Below are 21,218 nucleotides of genomic sequence, written 5' to 3'. Positions count from 1 at the left end.
AGTCCGGCGCACCGTGCCGGGGAGGGTCCGAGTCTTCCGACCGACCTGTCCAGGACCCCGGAGGAATGGAGAAGTTCATGCGTGGTTCCACCCAGATCCTCGTCATCGGGGGCGGGCCTGCCGGGTCCACGGCGGCCGGACTGCTGGCCAAGCAGGGATTCGAGGTCACCCTGCTGGAACGCGACACGTTCCCGCGCTACCACATCGGCGAGTCGATCCTCCCCTCGTGCCGGCCGATCCTCGAACTGCTCGGCGTGTGGGACAAGGTGCAGGCCCACGGCTTCCAGCCCAAGGGCGGCGCCTACTTCTTCTGGGGGCCTGAGGAGTGGGAGGTCAAGTTCGACAACCTGGGCGACGACGGCACCAATGCCTGGCAGGTCATCCGCTCCGAGTTCGACGAGCTGCTGCTGCGGCACGCCGAGTCGCTGGGTGTCGAGGTCGTGGAGAACATCACCGTCAAGGAGCTGGAGTTCGACGGCGAGCGTCCCGTCGCCGCCCAGTGGGCCGGCACCAAGGACCCCGCCGAGAACGGGCGCATCAGCTTCGACTACGTCATCGACGCCTCCGGGCGCGGCGGCGTCATGGCGGCCCGGCACGTCAAGAACCGCCAGTACCACGAGATCTTCCGCAATGTGGCGGCCTGGACCTACTGGAAGAACGTCAAACCGCTGGACCGCGGCCCCGAGGGCGCCATCGCCGTCTGCTCGGCACCCGACGGCTGGTTCTGGGTGATCCCGCTGCACGACGGCACCACCAGCATCGGCCTGGTCACCGGGCGGGACATCTTCAACGAGAAGCGCAACCGCCTCGGCGGCATCCAGCAGGTCTACGACCAGGTGCTGGCCGAGTGCCCCGCCGTCACCAAGCTGCTGGGCGGCGCCGAACAGGTCAGCGGAATGAAGGTCGAGCAGGACTACTCCTACACGGCCGAGAACTTCGGCCGCCCCGGCTATCTGATGTGCGGCGACGCCGCCTGCTTCCTCGACCCGCTGCTGTCCACCGGCGTACACCTGGCCACCTACAGCGCCATGCTGGCCAGCGCCTCCCTCGGCAGCGTCATCCGCGGTGAGGTCGAGGAAGAGGAAGCCTGGCACTTCTTCAACACGGTCTACCGGCACGCCTACGAGCGGCTGCTGGTGCTGGTCTCCGTCTTCTACGAGAGCTACCGCGGCAAGGAGCACCACTTCTACAACGCCCAGAAGCTCACCTCCTCGCAGCGCGAGAACCTCAACCTCCAGGACGCCTTCGACCGCATCATCACCGGAATCGCCGACATGGAGGACGCACAGGACGTGTACGCCAGCGTGCACGCCCACCTCAACGGCGCCGAGAGCGGCGACCCCAACCCGCTCGCCAACCTCAACAAGGTCCACGAGCAGAAGCAGGCCCCCATGAGCGAGCAGAACGCCGTCGGCGGGCTGTACCTCGCCTTCCGCCCGCAGCTGCACCTGGCCAGGACGAAGGCCACGGGCGCTGAAGGAGGCCCCGCGTGACCGCCGCCGACTCCGCCTCCCCGGCGCCGGGGAAGGACAGCGCCTCAGCCTCGCTGCGCCCCTGGCCCAACTGGTTCCGCACCCTGTTCATGAGCGACCTGTGGGAGCGCTTCGGCTTCTTCGGGATGCAGGCGATCCTCGTACTGTTCGCCGTCGCGCCCCGCGACGAGGGAGGGCTCGGGCTCGCCAAGGCGGACGCCGCCGCGCTGTTCGGCGCCTGGATCGGGCTGGCCTTCATGTTGTGCCTGCCCGGCGGCTGGATCGCCGACCGGCTGCTCGGCCCCCGCCGCACGCTGCTGCTCGGCGCCGCCGTCACCACCGCGGGCCACTTCGCGCTGGCCACGCCGCTGCTGTGGCTCACCCCGCTCGCGCTCGTCCTGCTGGCCGTCGGCATGGGCCTGTACAAGCCCAACCACCAGGCCCTGCTCAACCTGATGTTCAAGGACAACGGGCGCCGCGAGGCGGGCATCTCGTTGATCTATGTGGGCATCCAGGTCAGCGCGCTGACCTCGCCGCTGATCGCCGGGTTCCTCGGCGAACGAGTCGACTGGCGGCTCGGCTTCGGCGTATCGGGCACCGCCATGCTCATCGGTACCATCCAGGTCGCTCTGGCCAAGCCGCAGTTCCAGGGCGTGGGCGAGAAGCCCGGTCGGCCGCTGGAAGTGGAGGAGGCGCGCCGTGTCAAACGGCGGGTGGGAACTGTCGCGGGTGTGCTCACGCTGCTGCTGGGCGGTATGGCAGCGGCCGGAGCCCTGACGGCCGGCAGTGGCATCGCCTTGGTCGGCATGGCCTCGATCGTCGCACCCGTCGTCGCCTACACCGTGCTCTACCGCAGCCGTGAGCTGGGGCCCGGCGACCGCAGGCGGTTGCGCTCGTTCCTGTGGATCTTTCTCGGCTCGACCCTGTTCTGGTCGCTGATCGCCCAGGACGGCTCGTCCCTGACCCTGTTCGCCAAGAATTCCACCGACCGTGACGTACTCGGCTTCGAAGTGCCCGTCAGCTGGCTGCAGTCGGCCACCCCGCTGTTCATTCTCGTGCTGGCGCCGGTCTTCGCGTGGATGCTGCTCAAGCACGGCGGCGGGCGCGCCGGCGTCCCGGCCAAGTTCTCCGCCGGACTGCTGCTGACCGGAGTCAGCTTCCTGGTCATGGCGCTGGCCGCCGGGCTGGCATCCGGCGACGAGAAGGTCTCCCCGCTGTGGCTGCTGGTGGTCTACCTGATGCACGCCTGCGGTGAACTCATCGTCGCCGCCGTGGGTATCGCCGCTGTCGCAGATGTGCTGCCGCGCCGCTTCATCGCGCACATGCTCGGGCTGCTGTGGCTGTTCGCCGCGCTCGGCGGCGGCGCGGGCAGCGGCCTCGTCCGGCTGATCGACGTCATTCCCGAGGCGCTGTACTACCTGCTGCTGGCGGTACTCGCCCTCACTGTCGGTGGCACGCTCGCGCTGCGCCGGCACACGGTGGCGCGCGGACTGGCCCCGGAGGCCGACGAGACCGGGGCCGCTTCCGGCTCCGCGTCCGAGCCCGCGCCCACGCCTGTCCAGGAAGGTGACCCCGCATGACCTCCGTTTCCCCGGTACCGGAATCCACCGTCCTGGACTCGCCACAGGCGGCCGGGATCGCCCAGCTCGGCCTCGGCTTCGCCGCCTCCAAGCTGCTGCTCAGCGCGCTGGAACTGGGCGTGTTCACAGCGCTCGCCGAGACGGCCGACGGCACGGCGGAGGCCGAGGAACTACGGGCCGCGCTGGGTCTGCACCCGCGCGCCGCGTCGGACTTCTTCGACGCGCTGACCGCCGTCGGGCTGCTGGAACGGCAGTACGGCCGCTACCGCAACAGCGAGGCGGCCCAGCGGCATCTGGTGCGCGGCCCCGACTACCAGGGCGGCTTCCTGGAGGGCGCGGGCTTCGTCCTCTACCCGGCCTGGGGCCGGCTCACCGAGGCGCTGCGCACCGGAAAGCCGCAGGCCGAGGGCGACTTCGAGGCCATGCTCAGCGATCCGCACGCGCGGCGGATGTTCCTGGCCATGCAGGACTCCCTCAGCCAGCCGCTGATCCCCCACCTCCTGGAGGCACTGGACTGGTCCGGATACAACACCCTCACCGACGTGGGCGGAGCGCGCGGCAACCTCGCGGCGCGCATCGTCCGCGAGCGCCCCGGCCTGACGGCAACCGTCTTCGACCGCCCGCAGAACGCCGAACCCTGCGCGGAGCACACCAAGGATCTCGGGGTACCGGAAAACGTCACCTTCTCAGGGGGTGACTTCTTCACCGACCCCCTGCCACCCGCGGACGTCGTCGTCATCGGCCACGTACTCGCCGACTTCTCCCGCGACGAGCGCCGCACGCTCATCGAGAAGGCGTACGCGGCCGTCAACGAGGGCGGCGCGCTGCTCGTCTACGACCCGATGAACGGCGACAAGCCGGAACTCGCCTCGCTGATCGCCAGCCTCCACATGCTGGTGATGACCCCGGCAGGCGCCGGATACCACCCCGGCCACTGCACCGGCTGGATGGAGCAGGCCGGCTTCACCGACGTGACCAGCCATCCGCTGCCGCTCGGCAACACCCTGCTGATCGCCCGCAAACGGGCCGCCCGACGTTAAGGAGACCGACCGTGGAGATCGGAGTGGGCCTGCCCACCACCGTGCCCGACGTCGACGGGCGGCGGCTCGTCGACTGGGCGGTCCGCGCCGAGGAGCACGGCTTCTCGACGCTGGGCGTACTCGACCGCCTCGTCTACGACAGCTACGAACCCCTCACAGCGCTCACCGCGGCGGCAGCAGTCACCACGCGCATCCGGCTGGCCACCAGCATCCTCCTGGCGGCCTACCGCCCCGGCACCCCGCTGTTGGCCAAACAACTGGCCACCCTGCACGAGATCTCCGGCGGCCGGCTGACCGTCGGCACCGCGGCGGGCGGCAGGGAGGACGACTTCCAGGCAACGGGTGCGCCCTACCGCAACCGGGGCCGCCGCCTGGACTCCCTCCTGACCGAACTCCGCAACATCTGGGACGGCAAGCAGACCGACACCGGCGTCACGGGCGTCGGCCCCCGCCCGACCCCACCCGGCCCCGAACTGATCGTCGGCGGCCACACCCCCGCAGCCATGCGCCGCGCCGCCCGCCATGCGAACGGCTGGATCGCCGGCGGCAGCTCCGCCACGGCCTACGCCGACCTGGCGCAGCAGGCCCGCGCGGCCTGGCGCACCGAGGGCCGCACCGACAGCCCGCGCCTGGTCGCCCTCGTCTACGCCTGCCTGGGCCCCGAAGCGCGCACCACGGCGGAGCACTATCTGCGTGCCTACTACGCCTTCATCGGCCCCAAGGCGGAGATGGCCGCCAAGGCCGTCATCACCGACGCGGAGTCGCTCCGCGAGACGGCCACGGCCTACGCCGAAGCCGGCTGCGACGAACTCCTCGTCTTCCCCTGCACGGCAGCCCCCGGCCAGCTGAACCTCCTGGCCGAGGCCGCCCTGCGCTGAGGATCACGGGCCATGCTCTCCTGTGGTCGGCCCCGTCACGCGGACCGTTAGCATCTGCCTCAGTCCCGAGGAACGGAGCGTTCATCTGTGAGTCACCCGCGTATCGGCGTCGCCATCCTGACAATGGGCAACCGGCCTGCCGAGCTGATGGAGCTGCTGGAGTCGGTCGCCTCGCAGGAGACGCCTGCGCAGCGGGTGGTGGTCATCGGGAACGGGGCACCGCTTCCGTCACTGCCCAAGAGGGTGACGGGTCTCGAACTGCCGGAGAACCTGGGCGTGACAGGCGGCCGGAACGCGGCCCTCGCCCGTCTGGCGGAGTTCGGGGACGTCGATGTGGTGGTGGACCTGGACGATGACGGACTGCTGATCAGCCGCGATGTCTTCACCCGCCTGGCCCGCCTCTACGAGCAGGACGAGCGGCTGGGCATCGTCAGCTTCCGGATCTGCGACGAGCGCGGGCGCACCCAGCGCCGCCATGTGCCCCGGCTGCGGGCCGGTGACCCGATGCGCGGCGGACCGGTCACCACCTTCCTCGGCGGCGGCCATGCCCTCGCGGCCCGGATGCTGGAGCAGACCGGCGGTTGGCCGGATGCCTTCTTCTACGCCCATGAGGAGACCGACCTGGCCTGGCGCGCTCTGGACGCGGGCTGGAAGGTGCTCTACGAGCCGGACGTCGTGCTCCAGCACCCATGGACGTCACCGACCCGGCACGCGGTCTTCCACCGCATGGTCGCCCGCAACCGGGTCTGGCTGGCCAAACGCCACCTGCCGGCGCCACTCGTCCCCGTCTACCTGGGCGCTTGGACCCTCCTCACCCTGGCACGCACCCGCTCTTGGGGCGGGCTCCGCGCCTGGTTCGGCGGATTCACCGAAGGCATGCGCACCTCGTGCGCACCGCGTCGGCCGATGCGGTGGGCCACGGTTTGGCGCATGACCCGCCTCGGTCGGCCTCCGGTGCTCTAGGTGACGGTGGACCGCTCGGCCAGCAGCCAGTCCGGCACCGCCCCCGGGGTCTTGCCAAGCCACCGCACATAGCGGGCCACTCCGCCAGCGACAGTGATGGATGGCTTCCACTCCAGCGTTGCGGCCAGCCGGTGAGCTGAGGCGTAGCCGCCCAGCGGGTCACCTGCCCAGCATCGAGCGCCGCCGCGCCCGGCTGTATACGGACATGGCGCATGCCCACAACCGGTGGGGGCACCGTGACGCCTGCATTGCCAGTCTCATGGCAGCCGAACGCTGCGCCCCGCAAGAGGTTCACGCACGTCCCGCCGTCCAAGCGCTCGTCTCTGGCTTGCTGCTCTCCGGACGTACCACAGCCGACCTTCGTGGACTCGCCGCCCGCCGTCGGCGTTCTCCACACATGAACAGGCTCTGACCGGCCTCGAACGGATCTGATGGTCGCAATGGCGATCAGGGGTCGCAGGAGTTCAGCTCTTGCCGGAGGGAGTCCGCGTCAGTGGGGCGCTTTCAACGGGCTCCGCTGGGAAGGTGAAGTCGCCCAGAGCTGCCGGGCCCCCGTGGCGGCGGCCCAGCAGCGACAGCAGGGGGCCGGTCATGGCGGTGGTCGCCAGGGCCATGACGACCATGAGGGCGTACAAGTCGCGGTCGATGACGTTCAGTTGGAGGCCGACGGTCAGGATGACCAGTTCCGTCAGACCGCGGGTGTTCATCAGCGCTGCGAGCACTCCGCTCTGCGCGTGGGGCACCCGGTTGAGCCGGGCGCCCGCGTACGCGCCGGCGAACTTGGCGGTGATGGCGGTCAGCAGGATCAGGCCGAGTTCGCCCAGTCCGCGGGCGCCGAGGCGGGAGAGGTCGACCTGGAGGCCGGCGATGACGAAGAAGGAGGGCAGCAGCAACAGCCGGGTCACGTACTCCAGCCGGTCGGTGATCTGGTGCCGCAGCCGGCGTGAGGTGTCGCGCGGCATCACGGCGCCGAACAGGAAGGCGCCGAAGACGAAGTGGGCGCCCATCCAGGCCGTCGCCAGGCAGGAGAGCAGCAGCCCGCCCAGTACGACGATCAACTGGTCGGCGGTCACATGCTCGCGCGCCCAGCCCTCCCAGCCGGCCCGTGGCGGGGCCGTGCGCCGCCCCTCGAACAGCCGGCGCAGGCAGGGCCGTACGGCGAGCAGCATCACCGCGAGGTAGGCGGGCGCCAGCAGCAGCCGCCACTGGCCGTCGCCGCCCGCGACGGTGACGACAACGGCCAGCAGCGACCAGGCGAGGATGTCGTCGAGTGCCGCCGCGGCCAGCGCGATTCCGCCGATCCGGGTGCGGCCCAGCCCGCTGTCGGCGAGGATGCGGGCCAGCACGGGGAACGCGGTGACCGCCATGGCGGCGCCGAGGAAGAGCACGAACGCGGCGCGGCTGCCGGTCGCGTGCCGCTCGGCGAGATACAGCGCGAGCAGCCCGCCGAGGGTCAGCGGCACCAGTACGGAGCACAGCGACACGCTCACCGCGACGCGTTCCCTGCCGCGGAGCCGGGTCAGGTCCAGCTCGTAGCCCACCACGAACATGAACAGCACGAGGCCGAGGTCGGCCAGCGCGCCGAGCATGGGCCGGATGTCGGTGGGGAAGAGGTGGCCGGCGAGGGCGCCGCCGAACAGGGTGGGTCCCACGAGCACCCCGGCGAGCAGCTCGCCCACCACGGGCGGCTGCCCGATTCTGCGGGCCGCGGCGCCGAGCAGACGGCTGAGTGCCAGGATGGCGGCGAGTCCCAGAAAGAAGGACTGGAGCTGCTCCGGAGTCATGAGTGCGCCCCCTGCGCGGTACCGGACGGTGCCGAGCGGCGCGGCCGGGTCGCGCGGCCGGCCCGGGACGGCCGGCTGCCACGCCGCGGCCGGGCAGGCTCCGGCGTCGGACGACGAGGGTAGGGGGGCGCACTCGACGGGGCGTCGAGACTCAGCGGGAGCGGCTCGCGCCCGCCTTGCGGAGCTGCTCGGTCTCGGGGCGCCCGTACACGCCGCCGGGGTCGGGCAGCACCGGGTGAGTGCCGTTCCGGTGCGCGGTGCGGCAGTCGTCGATGAACTCACGGGAGAACATCGCGCTGAGGGTGGCGACACCGCCGCGTGCGACGCGGATCTCGCCCCGCTGGAGCGTGCCGGTGAGCCGGATGACGCGGCCGTGGTGCGGGACGTGCCGCTCGCGGTCCTTGATCTTGCAGCGTCCCACGAGGGTCAGTTCGGTCTCGTCGAGGACGGCGTCCTGGGGGAGCAGGAGCTTGAGCATGCTCCGCTCGCTCAGCAGCCGCAGCTCGATGTCGCCGTCGGGCAGCTGCGCCGAGCGCAGGTCGAGGTGGACGGAGGAGCGCCGGGTGCGTACGTCGATCGTGCGGGACCGCGTCCAGTGGCCCAGCCGTTTCACACTGGTGTAGAAGGCTTCGACCCGTTCGGTGTGGAGGTCCGGCATGTGCTCGGTGTGCTGGTTGCTCATCGCAGTGTTCCTTCCTGGAACCCGGGCAACAACCCGATGGCGAGAATCCCTTGGCAACCGGCTATCTTGGTAGCCAAGCTAACTGTTGCTTCTTATTTTGAGAGTCGAGATACTTGTATGTCAAGTGAAAAGTTCTCACCACCGCAGGAGCCGAAGGAAACCGAGCTGCGCCGACGACTCGCCGAGGAGGTACGCGCCCTGCAGAGCGCGACCGACGCGGTGGACGCCGCCACCGCCGATCGGCTCGGTATCAACCGCACCGACCTGCACTGCCTCGACGTCCTCACCCAGCGCGAGAGCGCCACCCCCAGCCAGCTGGGCGCGGCACTCGGCCTGACCACGGGAAGCGTCACGGCGATGCTCGACCGGCTGGCCCGCCTCGGCTACCTCACCCGCGAGCCCGACCCGCACGACCGTCGCAAGTCCGTCGTCCGCGCCACGCCCGCCATCCAGCGCGGTGCAGACGAGCTCTACGGCCCTCTCGCGGAGGAGGGCGCGGCACTCTTGGAGCGCTACTCGCTGCCCGAGCTGGAGCTCTTGCTGGACTTCGCCAGGCGCAGCCGCGAGATCCAGGAGCGGCACCTGCTCCGGCTGCGGGAAGAGGAGCGCCAGGCGTGAGCTGAGCTGGGTGCGCATGGGAGGGCGCCCGCAGGGAACGCGGGACGGGAGCCGGCACCCCGTACAGGAAGCAGGTGTTCGCCATGCCCGAGGCCGTCGCCTACGCCACGTACGGCGGGCCCGAGGTGCTCCAGCCGACCGGTATCGACATCCCCGAGCCGGACCCCGACCAGGTGCGCGTCGCCGTACGGGCCGCGGGCGTCAACCCGCTCGACTGGAAGCTGCGCAGCGGCGCACTGTCCGCCGCCATGCCCGTCACGCTCCCGCACATCCCGGGGCTGGAATTCGCCGGCACGGTCGACGCGGTGGGCGACGGCGTCAGCGCCCTGGAGCCGGGCGACGAGGTCTTCGGCCGCGCCTCGTACGCGTACGCCACTCTCCTCGTCGCCGACACCGCGCGGCTGCGGCTGCGGCCGCACGATCTCGACGTCCACCGCGCCGCCGGGCTGCCCGTCGCTGCTGAGGCCGCCTATCGCGCGCTGGACGAGCTGGCCGTCGCCGCGGGGGAGACCCTGCTCGTCCACGGTGCGGGCGGCGCCGTCGGCAACCTCGCCGTCCAGTTCGCCGTGGCACGCGGCACCCATGTCGTCGGTACGGCCGCCGAGCGGGTGCACCGGCGGCTGGCCGATCTCGGGGCCACCCCCGTCACCTACGGGGACGGCTGGCCGGAGCGGGTGCGGGCCGTGGCACCGCGAGGGGTGGACGCCGTGCTGGACACCTCGGGCGCCGACGTACTGGGCGACTCGGCACGGCTGGCGAGCGGCGGCGCGGCGAGAGTGCTCACCCTCGCCGATCCGCAGGCCGCGCAGGCGCACGGGGTGCGGTTCTCCGCGGGATCCGCGGGCGAGTCCGGCCTCGACCGCACCGGCCCCGCACTCGACCAGGCCCTCGCCCTCCACCGGCGCGGCACGCTCGTGGTGCCGGTGCACGAGCCGGTGCCGCTCGCCGAAGCGGCACGGGCCCACCGGCTCGGCGAGGCCGGCGGACTCGACGCCAAGCTGGTCCTCACCACCTGACCCTGTCCCCTCCGCCCGACCGGGCGGGGGGCTGCCTGTTGAGGGGCGCGCGCCTCAACGGCGTATGGGTAAGCGGCCACTACAGACCCCTTGCCCCACTGTGACCTTTACCTGTTGTGAAAGGTTGTACGACTGGACTCTTGTCCTTTGGCTGGTCTGGACTTTGACTTCGCATGAACGTTTGGTGAACGCGAGGAAGACCAGCATGCCTGCAGAGATACCCCCCCTGTCCGAAGTGCGTCGCATAACGCAGAAGAAGCGCGACGCGTGGTGGACGGTGATGTTGGTGGACCCGGTGGCCACCCCCCTGGTGCGGCTGACCGCGGCCCGCACGCGTATCACCCCCAACCAGATCACCTGGGGCGCCCTGCTGCTGGGGCTGGGCTCGGCCGCGTGCTTCGCGATGGGCGACTGGCGCTGGCTCGTCGCCGGAGCCGTCGTCTACCACCTGAGCTTCATCCTGGACTGCATGGACGGGAAGACGGCCCGCCTCACCGGCACCGGCTCCGTCTTCGGCGCCTGGCTCGACTACATCTTCGACCGCGTCCGCGTCATGTTCTGCTCCCTGGCCCTGATGGCCGGTCAGTACCACCGCACCGACGACATCCGGTACGTATGGCTCGCGGCGGCCGTCATCTTCCTGGACGGGCTGCGCTACATCAACTCGCTGGAGATCTTCAAGACCCGGCACACCATGCGCAAGCAGCTCAAGTCCAGGATCCGTGCGGCCCGCCGCGCGGAGAACCAGGTGGAACTCACCTTCATGGAAGACCTGTTGCGCGAGAACCCCGAGGCCGACGTCGAGCAGGACCTGCGCACGGCCCAGCAGGAGACCGCCGGCGCTCAGGCGGGCACGCTCGCGGCACAGACGGCGGTGCGGACTCCCGCGGAGGGCGTCACCGAGCCCGCCGATCCCGCACCGGCCGACCCCACCGGGTCCGCCGAGGAGGCCACCCGGGTCCGGCGGCCGGTCATCGACCTGCACCAGGAGTTCCGCAGCCGGTTCCCGTGGTACCTGCGGATGCGCTCCTTCCTGCTGCGGCACCGCATCCGTACGCACCTGGTCAGCGGTATCGAGTTCCAGATGGGCGTGTTCATCGTCGGCCCGCTGCTCGACCAGGTACTGGCCGTCACCGTCGTCTCCGGCGCGCTGCTGCTCGTCTTCGAACTCGCCATCGTCTACAAACTGCTGCTGTCCACCCGGGACTTCACCAGGACCATCGACGCCTTCGACCGGGAGTCCGCCACGGCCGGAACGCCCGCTCCCGCCGTGGCCCAGAGCTCGGCTGCGGCCTGAGGCCACTGCGCCGCCCCCTCCCCGCCGGGGGAGGGGGCGGCGCGGCGCTCACACCGACTTGTGCGCGATCACCAGGGTCACATCGTGCCCCAGGGAGCGGTGTTCGACGGAGGCGAAGCCCGCATCGCGCATCCACGCCGCGCACTGCGCGAGCGTGTACCCCTTCCCGTGCGGGGTCATCAACTGCAGGTTGAGGCTGCGCAGCAGATTGCGCAGGTAGCTCTCGTCCTCGGGCACGATGACCGGGTCCCACACCAGGAAGGCGCCGCCGGGCCGCACTCCGGCGAAGGCGTTCTTGACGAGCTGGGCGCGCTGGTCGTCGTTCCAGTCGACCAGCGCGTGCCCCAGCATCAGCACATCGGCCTCGGGCAGCGGCCCGGCGAAGAAGTCGCCGCCGTGGAAACCGAGCTTGCCCGTCATCCCCAGCGTCGCCATGTGCGCCTCGAAGTCGCCCTCGAGCTGCGGCAGGTCGAATACCCGCGCTTCCAGGTGCGGATGGGCCGCCACCAGACCGGCCAGCACGTTGCCGCGGCAGCCGCCGAGTTCCAGCACGGAGCCGTACGACGCCCAGTCGAAGACCTGGGTCAGCGCCGGAATGAGCGGCCGGCTGGCGTCCTCCGCCATACCGACCAGTCCGTCCTTCTTCTCCTCGCTGTCGTAGAGCTGGTCGAACATGTCCTCGCCGGAGTACGTCGCGGCCTGTGGCTCGCCGGTCCGCAGCCCGTCGGCCAGCCGCTCCCACGCCGGGTACATCACCCGGTCGGCCAGTTGCAGGAAGCCGCTGAGCGAGGCGGGGTCGCCGGGCACCAGGAGCTGCGCCGCGACCTGCGAGTTGGCCCACGTGCCGTCCTGGCGGCGCTCCAGGAAGCCGAGCTCGGCCAGCGCCGCGAGGAAGTGGTCGCAGCCGCGCGGGTGCAGGCCCAGCCGCTCGCGCAGCCGGTCCTCGGGCAGCGGGCCCTCGGACAGCGTCGCGAACAGGCCGAGCCGAACCCCGGCCAGCACCAGCTTCGCCGGCTGGAAGGCCATGGCCTGGCCGAGCACCTGTCCGGCGTGTGCCGTCACATCGTCAGCCACGGGGCCACCTCCGGGTCATGAGCCGGCCTTCGCGCCGGCCGCGGCCGAGGCGCGCGCCAGTACGTCGTCCAGGACCGCGTCCGGGTCGGCGACGGCCGAGGTGTCGCCCGCGGAGCGCCAGGAGACGAACGCGTCAGGGCGCACCAGCACGGCGCCGCCCGCGCCCACCCCGTAGGCGGTCGCCCAGTCCCGGTCCTCGGGCCGCAGCTCCTCGTCGGGCCCCACGGCGTGGGTGCGCAGCGGCACTCCCAGCCGCTCGGCCGCCTTGACCGCGGCCTTCGCCCAGGCGCCGCCGTCGGGACCGTGCAGCAGTACGAAGTCGTCCCAGAACAGGTCGATGGTGGAGATCCGTTCGTCGCCCTCCTTGCCCGAACGGTTCAGCCACACGTGCGGCGCTCGGGTGCCCGGCTCGCCGGTCAGCTCCAGGTCCGGGGTGAGGACCTTGGAGCCCTCGGCACCGACGATGGACGAGGACCGGTAGCGGTAGCCGAGCGTGATGATCACGTCGTCGACGAAGTCCTCCCGGTCCTGCTCGGTGGCGTAGCCGTGCCGGATACGGTTGCGCACCAGAGCCTGCTCGGACATGGCGGTGCCCAGCGGGCGGCGCTCCGCGTCGTAGGTGTCCAGCAGCGCGTCGGTGCCCCAGCCGTCCTGCACGGCGGCCAGCTTCCAGGACAGGTTGTGCGCGTCGTGGATGCCGGTGTTGGCGCCGAAGCCGCCGGCCGGCGGGTGTACATGCGCCGCGTCGCCCGCGAGGAAGACCCGTCCGACGCGGAAGGTCTCGGAGACCAGCTGGGCGCCCTGCCAGGGCACCTTGTCCATGATCTCGACGTCGATGTCCTTGCCCGCCGCTCGGCGGACGATCTCCACACACCGCTCGTCGGTGTAGTCCTCGGGCTTCTCGCCCTTCTCCGGGTAGTAGATCGGCGCGGCCAGCCACGGGTCGCAGCCGTGCAGCCGGGAGAGCCCCATCAGGGAGCCGCCCGCCGAGGCGTAGCACAGGATGAACTTGCGGTCCTTGAGCAGCGTCTCCAGCTCGGGCGCCCGGAAGTAGATGCTCAGCGCGTTGAAGACGGTGCCGCGGCCGACCCGCTCGACGCCCAGCGCCCGCCGGATGCGGCTGCCCGCGCCGTCGGCCCCCACCAGGTAGTCGGCGCGGATGGTGAGCCGGTTGCCCGTCGCCGACTCCTCCGCGATGGCGGTGACCCCCTCCTCGTCGGCCTGGAAGGAGATCAGCTTGGTGTTGAACCGTACATCGGCGCCGTACTCGCGCGCCTTGGCGACCAGCACCTTCTCGTAGCGGTCCTGGCCGCAGCCCATCACCCGCTCCGGGCTGACGGTGGGACCGTCCAGCGACGGGGACTCCAGCAGCTCGGCGTTGTCGATGTCGGAGAAGGTGTCGACCTTGATGATCCCGCCCTCGAAGTAGGCGTGCGAGTTGCCCTTCTCCAGGGCGCGGATGTCCTTCCCGAGCCCCGCTGCGCGGAACAGCTCCATCGTGCGGGCCTGCAGGCCGGGGGCGCGGGGAAGCATGGAGGTGCTGTCCCGCTTCTCCAGCAGCATCGTGCGGACGCCACGCCGGCCGCTGAACAGCGCGGTGGACAGTCCGACGGGACCACCGCCGACGATCAGCACCGGGATCTTCACGTCATACATGCATGTCCCCTCTGAACGGACCTTGGAACGGCTGGGCTCGGTCGGTTTCGGCACCCCTGATGAGTAGCCACGGCCCCTTGAGGGCGGCTGGAGATCCGGCGGGGGCCGGCGCGCCCAGGCAGGTCCCCACCGCCGTTCGAGGGGTGCTCAACTTTCCGGTGTGACCCTCGCGGGGCGGCCCTGGCGCCAGGCCATGTGCCGTTTCGGAAGGAGTCCTGCGCATGACGCACACCAGCCTGGATGTCAGCACCCCGGCCGGAATCATCCGGCTGAGCAACGCGTTCTGCGACGCGAAGGCGCTGCTGACCGCCGTCGAACTGGGCCTGTTCACCACCCTCGACGAGAAGGGCCCCTCGACCCAGGAGGAGATCCGCAAGGAGCTGGGCCTGCACGGCCGCGGGCTGAGCGACTGGCTCAACCTGCTGGCTGCCCTGGGCCTGCTCACCCGCGAGGAGGGCGGCAGGTTCGGCAACGCCGAGGGCGCCGGCACCTACCTGGTGCGCGGCAAGCACACCTACGTCGGCGGCTTCCTGGAGCGCTCCAACCGCAACCTCTACCCCGCCTGGGGCAGGCTGTCCGAGGCGCTGCGCACCGGTCAGCAGCAGTCCGGCAGCGACTTCGAGGAAGTCACCAGGAACCCGCACATCCTGCGGCAGTTCGTCGGCATGATGGACGCTCTCACCCATGTCGTGGGCCCCGAGCTGGTGGGGAAGTTCGACTGGAGCGGCTACAGCTCAGTCCTGGACGTCGGCGGCGCCCGCGGCAACCTGTGCTCCATCATCGTCAAGGCCCAGCCGCACCTGGCAGGGCACGTCTTCGACCTGCCGCCGATGGAGCCGCTGTTCGACGAGAAGGTCGCCGAGTACGGGCTGACCGGCAAGGTCACCTTCCACGGCGGCAGCTTCTTCACCGACCCGCTGCCCAGCGCCGATGTCGTCAACCTCGGGCACGTGCTGCACGACTGGGACGAGAAGCAGCGCGGCGAACTGATCGCCAAGGCGTACCAGGCCGTCAACCCCGGCGGCGCGCTGCTGATCTACGACCGGATGCTGGACGACGAGCCCGACCACGTGGAGAACCTCGTCATCAGCCTGGACATGCTGCTGGTCACCGACGGCGGTTCGGAATACCCGGTCTCGGAGGCCGTCGCGCACGCCGAGCGCGCCGGGTTCGCCTCGACCGAGGTGCTGCCGCTGAGCGACTACGACACGCTCGTGATCTGCCGCAAGGCCGGCTGAGCGGGCCGCCCGAGAAGAGGAGTCCCAACCCATGAGCGATACCCCGCAGGCCCCGCAGCAGGTTCCGGTACTGGTCGTGGGAGGCGCGGTGACAGGGCTGTCCACCGCGGTGTTCCTCGGCTGGCACGGCATCCGCTCGCTCGTCGTCGAACGCCACCCCGACACCCTCAGCCACCCGCGCTCGCGCGGCGTCAACCCGCGCACGGTCGAGCTGTACCGGCAGGTCGGGCTGGAGGACCCCATCTGGTCCGAGGCCAGCCTGGCCACCGACTTCAGCAAGCTGCTGATGATCCGTGCCGAGACGCTGGCCGGCCCCGAGATGTTCAGCGGCCCCACCGACCAGCCCGATCCCACCGGCGGCGTCAGCCCCTGCGAGTGGGCACCGATCGACCAGGACCGGCTCGAACACCTGCTGCGCGGCCGCGCCGCCGAACTGGGCGCCGAGCTGGCCTTCGGCACCGAACTGGTCTCCTTCACCCAGTCCGAGGACGGGGTCACCGCCGTCCTGAGGGACACCGCGAGCGGGCAGGAGCGCACGGTACACGCCGCCTACCTCGTAGCCGCCGACGGCAGCCGCAGCCCCATCCGCCAGGAGCTGGGCATCGTGGCGGACGGGCCCGGCGAGTTCGCCACCACGCTCTCGGTGCTCTTCGAGGCGGACCTGAGCCAGGCGGCACGGGGCCGCGACGTCGGTGTCTGCTACCTGGACAAGCCCGCGCCCTCCACCATCCTGTTCGCGCACGACGGCAAGCAGCGCTGGATCTTCGCCACCGCCATGCCCGAGGGCGAGACACTGGAGACCATCACCGAACAGCAGGCGGTCGAGCTGGTGCGCGCCGCCATCGGCCAGCCCGATCTGGACGTGCGCATCGTTTCCCAACTGCCGGCGGGCGGCGCCAAGTGGCTGAGCTTCATCATCGGAGCGCAGGTCGCACGCGAGTACCGCAGGGGGCGGGTCTTCCTCGTCGGCGACGCCGCCCACCTGGTTCCGCCCACCGGCGGGTTCGGCGCCAGCCTCGGCATCCAGGACGCCAACAACCTGGCCTGGAAGCTGGCCGCGGTGCTCGACGGCGAGTCGGGGCCCGAACTGCTGGACACCTACCAGACCGAGCGCCACCCGGTCGCCTGGATGACGCTCCAGCAGGCCCTCGGCATGATGCAGGAACGCACCGGCCCGGACGGCGACGGCGAAGGCGAGGGCCCCGACCCCGCCGAGGCGTACAGCACCACCGTCTTCGGCTACCGCTACGGCGAAGGACCGCCGGTGCCGCCGCAGGCCCTGTGCGGCGAGCCGGGCACACGCGCCCCGCACGTGGAACTCGACCGCGCGGGCGAGCGGATCTCCACCCTCGACCTGTACGGCCGGGCGCCCGTGCTCCTGACCGCCGAGCAGGGGCAGGTGTGGGTCGACGCCGCAGCGGCGGTCACCGCTGACACCGGTGTGCGGCTGGACGCCCACCGGGTCGGCGGGCCCGGCGCCACGCTGGTGGCCGCCGACGGGCGGTCCCTTGCCGAGGCGTACGGCATCGGCGCCGACGGCGCCGTTCTCATCCGTCCCGACGGGTTCGTGGCCTGGCGCTCCGACGGCGCGACAGCCGACCCGAAGGCGGCCCTGGGCCAGGCGCTGCGCGAGCAGTATCCGCGCAGCTGAGCTCTCGCGGAGCGCGGTTCGGACGGTCCGGCAGCAAGGACGCTGCCGGACCGTCCGCATGCGGCCGGGTACGCCGTGGGCCAGGATGCCCCCATGGATGTGGCCGAGCTCGTTCTCAAGTACGTCGAGGCCGTGATCTGGCCGCTGGTGACGCTCACGGTGGCCTGGTGCCTGCGCGCGTACCTGCGTGAGGCTTTCGCCCGTATGACGCGGATCGAAATCCCGGCAGGAGCCATCGAGTTCGAGGCCGAGACGCGGCCCGGAACCACATCGCCAGCTGTGAACGTCTGATCGAGAGCGTCGCACTCACCCACTAGGGTGTGCTGCGGCAGGCCGATCTCAGTCGTACTCAGGGGGAACTCGCATGGCCAGTACGCCGAAAGCGCACAGCACCGACAAGGAAGCCGTACGTGCTCCGCGGCGCAAGCTCCGCTCCTCGACCGTCGTACTCGGCGGCATGGGCGCCCTCGCGGTGGCGCTGTCCGGCTACTCGTCGGAGCCGGACCGTCGGTGCGTGGACCCCGACAGCTACGACGCGGTGCGCGGCTACCGCATCCTGCCCCCCAGCCAGTGCGAAACCGGCGGCACCGCGGCCGCGGCCAGGAACGCCGCCTTCCCCGCCGCCGGGGGCGCCGAAGCGCGTGAGAACGTCTGGTACTACGGCGGCAACGAGGCGAAGGGCCGGGCGAAGGGCGGCACGTTCGTCCACGCGGCGGCCGTCGAGCGGGCGGGCTTCGGCTGCGACGACGATGACGACGGGAACGGCAGCAGCGGCGGTGGCAGCTACGGCGGCTGAGCGGGCGCGGCCGACGAGAGGAGGGACCGCGTGGAACGCCACACCATCGACCCGCGCCCCGGCTGGCAGGAGACCGTCGAGGAGCAGGGCTGCATCTACCCGCTGACCCGGTACCCCGACGGCTCGCTGCGCCCGTACTGGGACGAGAGCGCCTACTACTCCTTCACCCTGCCCGAGGTGGAAGCCCTCGAGGAGGTCGTGGAGGAGCTGCACGGCATGTGCCTGCGCGCCGCCGCGCACATCGTGGCGGAGAACAGGTTCGCCGACCTGGGCATCACCGACCGGGCGCTGGTGGACCGCGTCGCCGAGAGCTGGCGGCGTCGCGATGAACTGCCCAGCCTCTACGGCAGGTTCGACCTGCACTACGACGGGCGCGGCGGCCCTGCCAAGCTGCTGGAGTACAACGCCGACACCCCCACCTCACTGGTCGAGGCCGCTTCCCCGCAGTGGTTCTGGATGGAGGAGCGCTTTCCCGGCGCCGACCAGTGGAACTCGCTGCACGAGCGGCTGGTCGAGGTGTGGAAGAAGCAGGCGGCGCTGCTGCCGCCGGGCGCGCCCGTGCACTTCGCCCACTCGGCGCGCGACGAGCTGGGCGAGGATCTGATGACCGTCGCCTACCTCCAGGAGACGGCCGAGCAGGCCGGTCTGGAGACGGTCGCGATACCCGTGGAGGAGATCGGCTGGGACCGGCTCTCGGGCCGGTTCGTCGACCAGCGGCTGAAGTTCGTCCGCGCCTGCTTCAAGCTCTACCCGTGGGAGTGGCTGGCCTCCGACCGGTTCGGCCCGCATGTGCTGGAGACCCTCGACAACGGGGGCGGCACAGGCACCACCATGTGGATCGAGCCGGCCTGGAAGATGCTGCTGTCCAACAAGGCGCTGCTGGCCATCCTGTGGGAGCTGTTCCCCGGCCACCCCAACCTGCTTCCCGCCTATCTGGACGGCCCGCGTGAGCTGGCCCGGACCACCGGCTGGGCGGCCAAGCCGCTGCTGGGCCGCGAGGGCGCGGGCGTCACCCTGCACGACCCGGGCACCGACGCTTCGGTACGGGACGAGCCGTGCTGCTACCAGGCCCTGTGCCCGCTGCCGGACTTCGACGGCAACCGCACGGTGCTGGGCACCTGGGTGGTGGACGGCGAGGCGGCGGGACTGGGTATCCGGGAGTCCGCGGGGCTCGTCACCGACGAGTACGCGCGCTTCCTTCCGCACGTGATCCGCTAGCCGGAACCGGCGGCGACACGCAGTACCGCAGCCGCGACGCAAGGGTCCCGGCAGCTGCCGGGACCCTTGCGTCGCGGGGGCCGGTTCGTGCTCCGCGGGGAGGCGGTGAGGCGGAACCGGCCGAAGGTCAGTCCTCCGTGACGCGGATGGACTTGGTGGGGCACCCACGGGCAGCGCGCCGCACCTCCTCGTGGAACTCCCCCGAAGGGGTCTCGTCCAGCACGACGACCAGCCCGTCCTCGTCCTGGTCGAAGACGCCGGGCAGCCGGTAGACGCACAGACTGCTGACCGCGCAGGTCTCGGAGTTCGCCGTCACTCGGAGCATCACCACTCCACGGGTATCTCGGTGAAGCCCTCCATGAACCCGCCCAGCGCCCGCGGCAGTTCCTCGGCGGGTGCGGCGAGCCGGATGTCGGGGAAGCGCCGCAGCAGCGACTCGGTGGCCACCTGGAGCTCCATCCGGGCCAGCGCGGCGCCCACGCAGTAGTGGATGCCGGCGCCGAAGGTCATGTGGTGGTTCTCCTGGCGGCGGATGTCCAGCTCGAAGGGGTTGTCGAAGACCTCGGGGTCCATATTGGCCCCCTCCTCCGACAGCAGCACGCTGGTGCCCTTCTTGATGACGGAACCGTCCGAGAGCGGGATGTCCTCCACCGCGTACCGCATGGTGCCCACCGAGGAGCCCATGATCTGGGTGCGCAGCAGCTCCTCCACGGTGGAGGGCACCAGCGACCAGTCCTCCTGGATCTGCCGCACCAGTTCCGGGTGGTGCAGCAGTACGGCGGTTCCGGTGCCGATCTGGCTGGCGGTGGTCACATAGCCGGCGATCAGCAGCCCCTGGCACCAGAAGTGCAACTCGTGGTCGTTGAGCCGGTTGTCCTCCTCGTCGCGGACCCGGATCAGCTCGCTGACCAGGTCGTCACCGGGCTTCTCGCGCTTGGCGTCGATCAGGTCGCCCAGGTACTTCCACAGGTTCTGCCGGCACTGCCCGACCTCCTCGGGCGGCAGCTTGGTGACGGACAGGAAGCCGTCCACATAGGCGCGGAACTGGTCGCGGTCCTCGGCCGGAACGCCCAGCAGCTTGCAGATCACCTTGATCGGCAGCGGGAACGCCAGCGCCTCGTTCAGCTCCACCGGCTGCGGCCCGGCCGCCATCTCGTCCAGCAGCTCGTCGGCGACCTGCTGCACATAGGGCCGCAGCGCCTCGATCCGGCGCGCGGTGAACGCCTTGGTCACCAGGGAGCGCACCTGGGTGTGCTTGGGCGGGTCGGGGTCGATCTCCGGGTCCATGAACAGGTCGTTGTCCTTGGAGATGCGCGCACAGTCGGGCCGCGCGATGTTCCGGGACAGACGCTTGTCGGCGAACAGGGCGCGCACGTCCTTGTACCGGGTCACGAGCGTCGCCACGTCCCCGCTCGGCAGCGTCACCTCCATCGCGGAGCTGCCGTGCACGTGCCGCAGCGCTTCGGGCACCTGCATGGGCGGGGTCCAGGCGAACGGATACCTGGGCGGGGTCTGAGTGCTCACGGTTGTCCCTCCGGGGTCGGTCGGTGATGGAGTTCCTGCTGCCGCGGCCGTCATACGGGCCACTCGGGGCGGGTCCAGGAGGCTTCGGCGAACGCCCACTCGTGGCGGACACCGGTACGGAAGTGCTCGATCAGCCGGTCCCGTTCGGCCGGTGAGGCCGTCTCGCCCAGCTCGTCGGCCAGCCCCAGGAACGCGCGCACCGCGTAGCGGTAGCCCTCGCCCGGGTGGTAGATCCCGATCCACTCGGCGTACCGGGAGCCGGGCGTACGGCGCTCCAGCAGGTCGTCGGAGACCTGGTGGTTGAACCACACCATCGGCAGCAGCGCCCCGACGCCCGCGGCGAAGGAAGCGGCGCTGGAGGCGTTGAAGAACGCGCAGTGCGCATGGGTGACCGGGCCCGCCTCCGGCGGCTGGGTCGGCGGCTCGGGCAGGCCCATGCCCCCGGCCAGCTGAGCGTACTTCTCCCGCAGCCGGTCGCGGGCCTCCAGGGTGCCGGTGATCGAGCGGCCCAGCAGCGCCGTGTGCGCGTCCCGCTCGGCGGCGGCCGCTGTACGGGCCAGCGCCCTCGCGTAGGCGGGCAGCAGCTGCCCGGTGTCCTGCTCGACGAAGTACGCCAGCGACTCGCCCGGCAGGGAGCCGTCCCGCAGCCCCGACCAGAACGGGTGTGCCAGCACCTTCTCCAGCACCGGCGCGGCCAGTTCCTTGAGCTGATCACTCAGCTTCATCTCGCC

20 protein-coding genes are annotated in these 21,218 nt (G+C 71.0%); 13 read left to right on the top strand and 7 right to left on the bottom strand.

Going from position 1 to position 21,218, the window contains the following annotated elements; genetic code table 11:
* Positions 1-77: 77 nt before the first annotated feature.
* The 5 genes from JW592_RS21885 to JW592_RS21865 all read left to right on the top strand — a co-directional run bounded on the left by JW592_RS21885 (position 78) and on the right by JW592_RS21865 (position 5,933).
* Positions 78-1,493 carry an NAD(P)/FAD-dependent oxidoreductase gene (locus tag JW592_RS21885; protein WP_209266902.1) on the top strand — a complete coding sequence of 472 codons (1,416 nt, stop codon included), beginning with the start codon at positions 78-80 and terminating at the stop codon, positions 1,491-1,493.
* A complete protein-coding gene (locus JW592_RS21880) occupies positions 1,490-3,052 on the top strand; it encodes a peptide MFS transporter (RefSeq protein ID WP_209266901.1) in 1,563 nt (520 codons plus the stop codon). Before JW592_RS21885 ends, JW592_RS21880 begins: the two co-directional genes overlap by 4 nt.
* Complete coding sequence (locus tag JW592_RS21875) at positions 3,049-4,092, top strand: methyltransferase (protein ID WP_209266900.1); 1,044 nt, start codon at positions 3,049-3,051, stop codon at positions 4,090-4,092. The genes JW592_RS21880 and JW592_RS21875 overlap by 4 nt, the downstream gene beginning before the upstream one ends.
* 11 nt (positions 4,093-4,103) lie before the next feature.
* On the top strand, positions 4,104-4,970 hold the full coding sequence (locus tag JW592_RS21870; protein ID WP_209266899.1) for an LLM class flavin-dependent oxidoreductase: 867 nt from the start codon (positions 4,104-4,106) through the stop codon (positions 4,968-4,970).
* A gap of 87 nt (positions 4,971-5,057) precedes the next feature.
* Positions 5,058-5,933: a glycosyltransferase family 2 protein gene (locus tag JW592_RS21865; protein WP_209266898.1), complete on the top strand. Its 876-nt coding sequence runs from the start codon at positions 5,058-5,060 to the stop codon at positions 5,931-5,933.
* A gap of 464 nt (positions 5,934-6,397) precedes the next feature.
* Here JW592_RS21865 and JW592_RS21860 read toward each other — a convergent pair whose 3' ends face one another.
* A complete protein-coding gene (locus JW592_RS21860; protein WP_209266897.1) occupies positions 6,398-7,717 on the bottom strand; it encodes a cation:proton antiporter in 1,320 nt (439 codons plus the stop codon).
* Between the two features lie 151 nt (positions 7,718-7,868).
* A complete protein-coding gene (locus JW592_RS21855; RefSeq protein WP_209266896.1) occupies positions 7,869-8,399 on the bottom strand; it encodes a hypothetical protein in 531 nt (176 codons plus the stop codon).
* Between the two features lie 117 nt (positions 8,400-8,516).
* Here JW592_RS21855 and JW592_RS21850 point away from each other — a divergent pair, with 117 nt between their 5' ends.
* The 3 genes from JW592_RS21850 (at position 8,517) to JW592_RS21840 (ending at position 11,330) form a co-directional block, all read left to right on the top strand.
* Complete coding sequence (locus JW592_RS21850) at positions 8,517-9,017, top strand: MarR family winged helix-turn-helix transcriptional regulator (RefSeq protein ID WP_209266895.1); 501 nt, start codon at positions 8,517-8,519, stop codon at positions 9,015-9,017.
* An 83-nt stretch (positions 9,018-9,100) separates the two neighbouring features.
* Positions 9,101-10,033 carry an NADP-dependent oxidoreductase gene (locus JW592_RS21845; RefSeq protein ID WP_209266894.1) on the top strand — a complete coding sequence of 311 codons (933 nt, stop codon included), beginning with the start codon at positions 9,101-9,103 and terminating at the stop codon, positions 10,031-10,033.
* A 205-nt stretch (positions 10,034-10,238) separates the two neighbouring features.
* A complete protein-coding gene (locus JW592_RS21840; protein ID WP_209266893.1) occupies positions 10,239-11,330 on the top strand; it encodes a CDP-alcohol phosphatidyltransferase family protein in 1,092 nt (363 codons plus the stop codon).
* A 48-nt stretch (positions 11,331-11,378) separates the two neighbouring features.
* On the opposite strand, the gene JW592_RS21835 is transcribed toward JW592_RS21840, so the two are convergent.
* A complete protein-coding gene (locus JW592_RS21835; RefSeq protein ID WP_209266892.1) occupies positions 11,379-12,404 on the bottom strand; it encodes a methyltransferase in 1,026 nt (341 codons plus the stop codon).
* A gap of 15 nt (positions 12,405-12,419) precedes the next feature.
* Positions 12,420-14,060 (bottom strand): FAD-dependent monooxygenase, encoded by a 1,641-nt coding sequence (locus JW592_RS21830; protein ID WP_209266891.1) that lies wholly within the window; start codon positions 14,058-14,060, stop codon positions 12,420-12,422.
* 221 nt (positions 14,061-14,281) lie between these two features.
* Between JW592_RS21830 and JW592_RS21825 the strand changes: the two genes are divergently transcribed.
* The 5 genes from JW592_RS21825 to JW592_RS21805 all read left to right on the top strand — a co-directional run bounded on the left by JW592_RS21825 (position 14,282) and on the right by JW592_RS21805 (position 18,963).
* Positions 14,282-15,298 (top strand): methyltransferase, encoded by a 1,017-nt coding sequence (locus tag JW592_RS21825; protein ID WP_209266890.1) that lies wholly within the window; start codon positions 14,282-14,284, stop codon positions 15,296-15,298.
* Between the two features lie 31 nt (positions 15,299-15,329).
* Complete coding sequence (locus tag JW592_RS21820) at positions 15,330-16,949, top strand: FAD-dependent monooxygenase (RefSeq protein WP_209266889.1); 1,620 nt, start codon at positions 15,330-15,332, stop codon at positions 16,947-16,949.
* Positions 16,950-17,042: 93 nt separating this feature from the next.
* Positions 17,043-17,240, top strand: a complete 198-nt coding sequence (locus JW592_RS21815; protein WP_209266888.1) for a hypothetical protein — start codon at positions 17,043-17,045, stop codon at positions 17,238-17,240.
* Between the two features lie 73 nt (positions 17,241-17,313).
* On the top strand, positions 17,314-17,745 hold the full coding sequence (locus tag JW592_RS21810) for a hypothetical protein (RefSeq protein WP_209266887.1): 432 nt from the start codon (positions 17,314-17,316) through the stop codon (positions 17,743-17,745).
* A gap of 30 nt (positions 17,746-17,775) precedes the next feature.
* Positions 17,776-18,963 carry a glutathionylspermidine synthase family protein gene (locus JW592_RS21805; RefSeq protein WP_209266886.1) on the top strand — a complete coding sequence of 396 codons (1,188 nt, stop codon included), beginning with the start codon at positions 17,776-17,778 and terminating at the stop codon, positions 18,961-18,963.
* Between the two features lie 127 nt (positions 18,964-19,090).
* Here JW592_RS21805 and JW592_RS21800 read toward each other — a convergent pair whose 3' ends face one another.
* The 3 genes from JW592_RS21800 to JW592_RS21790 are packed head-to-tail and all read right to left on the bottom strand — an operon-like array spanning position 19,091 to position 21,212.
* A complete protein-coding gene (locus JW592_RS21800) occupies positions 19,091-19,288 on the bottom strand; it encodes a ferredoxin (protein WP_209266885.1) in 198 nt (65 codons plus the stop codon).
* Positions 19,288-20,487 carry a cytochrome P450 gene (locus JW592_RS21795; RefSeq protein ID WP_209242364.1) on the bottom strand — a complete coding sequence of 400 codons (1,200 nt, stop codon included), beginning with the start codon at positions 20,485-20,487 and terminating at the stop codon, positions 19,288-19,290. The genes JW592_RS21800 and JW592_RS21795 overlap by 1 nt, the downstream gene beginning before the upstream one ends.
* A gap of 50 nt (positions 20,488-20,537) precedes the next feature.
* Positions 20,538-21,212, bottom strand: coding sequence for a TenA family protein (locus JW592_RS21790; protein ID WP_209266883.1), 675 nt, complete (start codon positions 21,210-21,212; stop codon positions 20,538-20,540).
* Positions 21,213-21,218: the final 6 nt, after the last annotated feature.

This window comes from Streptomyces spirodelae (assembly GCF_017676385.1).
GTDB lineage: Bacteria > Actinomycetota > Actinomycetes > Streptomycetales > Streptomycetaceae > Streptomyces > Streptomyces spirodelae.
This window is presented reverse-complemented; position numbering and strand designations above follow the sequence as displayed.

Coding starts and splice junctions, on each gene's coding strand:
- JW592_RS21885 (WP_209266902.1), top strand. CDS start 78: ATGCGTGGTTCCACCCAGATCCTCGTCATCGGGGGCGGGCCTGCCGGG.
- JW592_RS21875 (WP_209266900.1), top strand. CDS start 3,049: ATGACCTCCGTTTCCCCGGTACCGGAATCCACCGTCCTGGACTCGCCA.
- JW592_RS21860 (WP_209266897.1), bottom strand. CDS start 7,717: ATGACTCCGGAGCAGCTCCAGTCCTTCTTTCTGGGACTCGCCGCCATC.
- JW592_RS21855 (WP_209266896.1), bottom strand. CDS start 8,399: ATGAGCAACCAGCACACCGAGCACATGCCGGACCTCCACACCGAACGG.
- JW592_RS21850 (WP_209266895.1), top strand. CDS start 8,517: ATGTCAAGTGAAAAGTTCTCACCACCGCAGGAGCCGAAGGAAACCGAG.
- JW592_RS21845 (WP_209266894.1), top strand. CDS start 9,101: ATGCCCGAGGCCGTCGCCTACGCCACGTACGGCGGGCCCGAGGTGCTC.
- JW592_RS21840 (WP_209266893.1), top strand. CDS start 10,239: ATGCCTGCAGAGATACCCCCCCTGTCCGAAGTGCGTCGCATAACGCAG.
- JW592_RS21830 (WP_209266891.1), bottom strand. CDS start 14,060: ATGTATGACGTGAAGATCCCGGTGCTGATCGTCGGCGGTGGTCCCGTC.
- JW592_RS21825 (WP_209266890.1), top strand. CDS start 14,282: ATGACGCACACCAGCCTGGATGTCAGCACCCCGGCCGGAATCATCCGG.
- JW592_RS21820 (WP_209266889.1), top strand. CDS start 15,330: ATGAGCGATACCCCGCAGGCCCCGCAGCAGGTTCCGGTACTGGTCGTG.
- JW592_RS21815 (WP_209266888.1), top strand. CDS start 17,043: ATGGATGTGGCCGAGCTCGTTCTCAAGTACGTCGAGGCCGTGATCTGG.
- JW592_RS21810 (WP_209266887.1), top strand. CDS start 17,314: ATGGCCAGTACGCCGAAAGCGCACAGCACCGACAAGGAAGCCGTACGT.
- JW592_RS21800 (WP_209266885.1), bottom strand. CDS start 19,288: ATGCTCCGAGTGACGGCGAACTCCGAGACCTGCGCGGTCAGCAGTCTG.
- JW592_RS21790 (WP_209266883.1), bottom strand. CDS start 21,212: ATGAAGCTGAGTGATCAGCTCAAGGAACTGGCCGCGCCGGTGCTGGAG.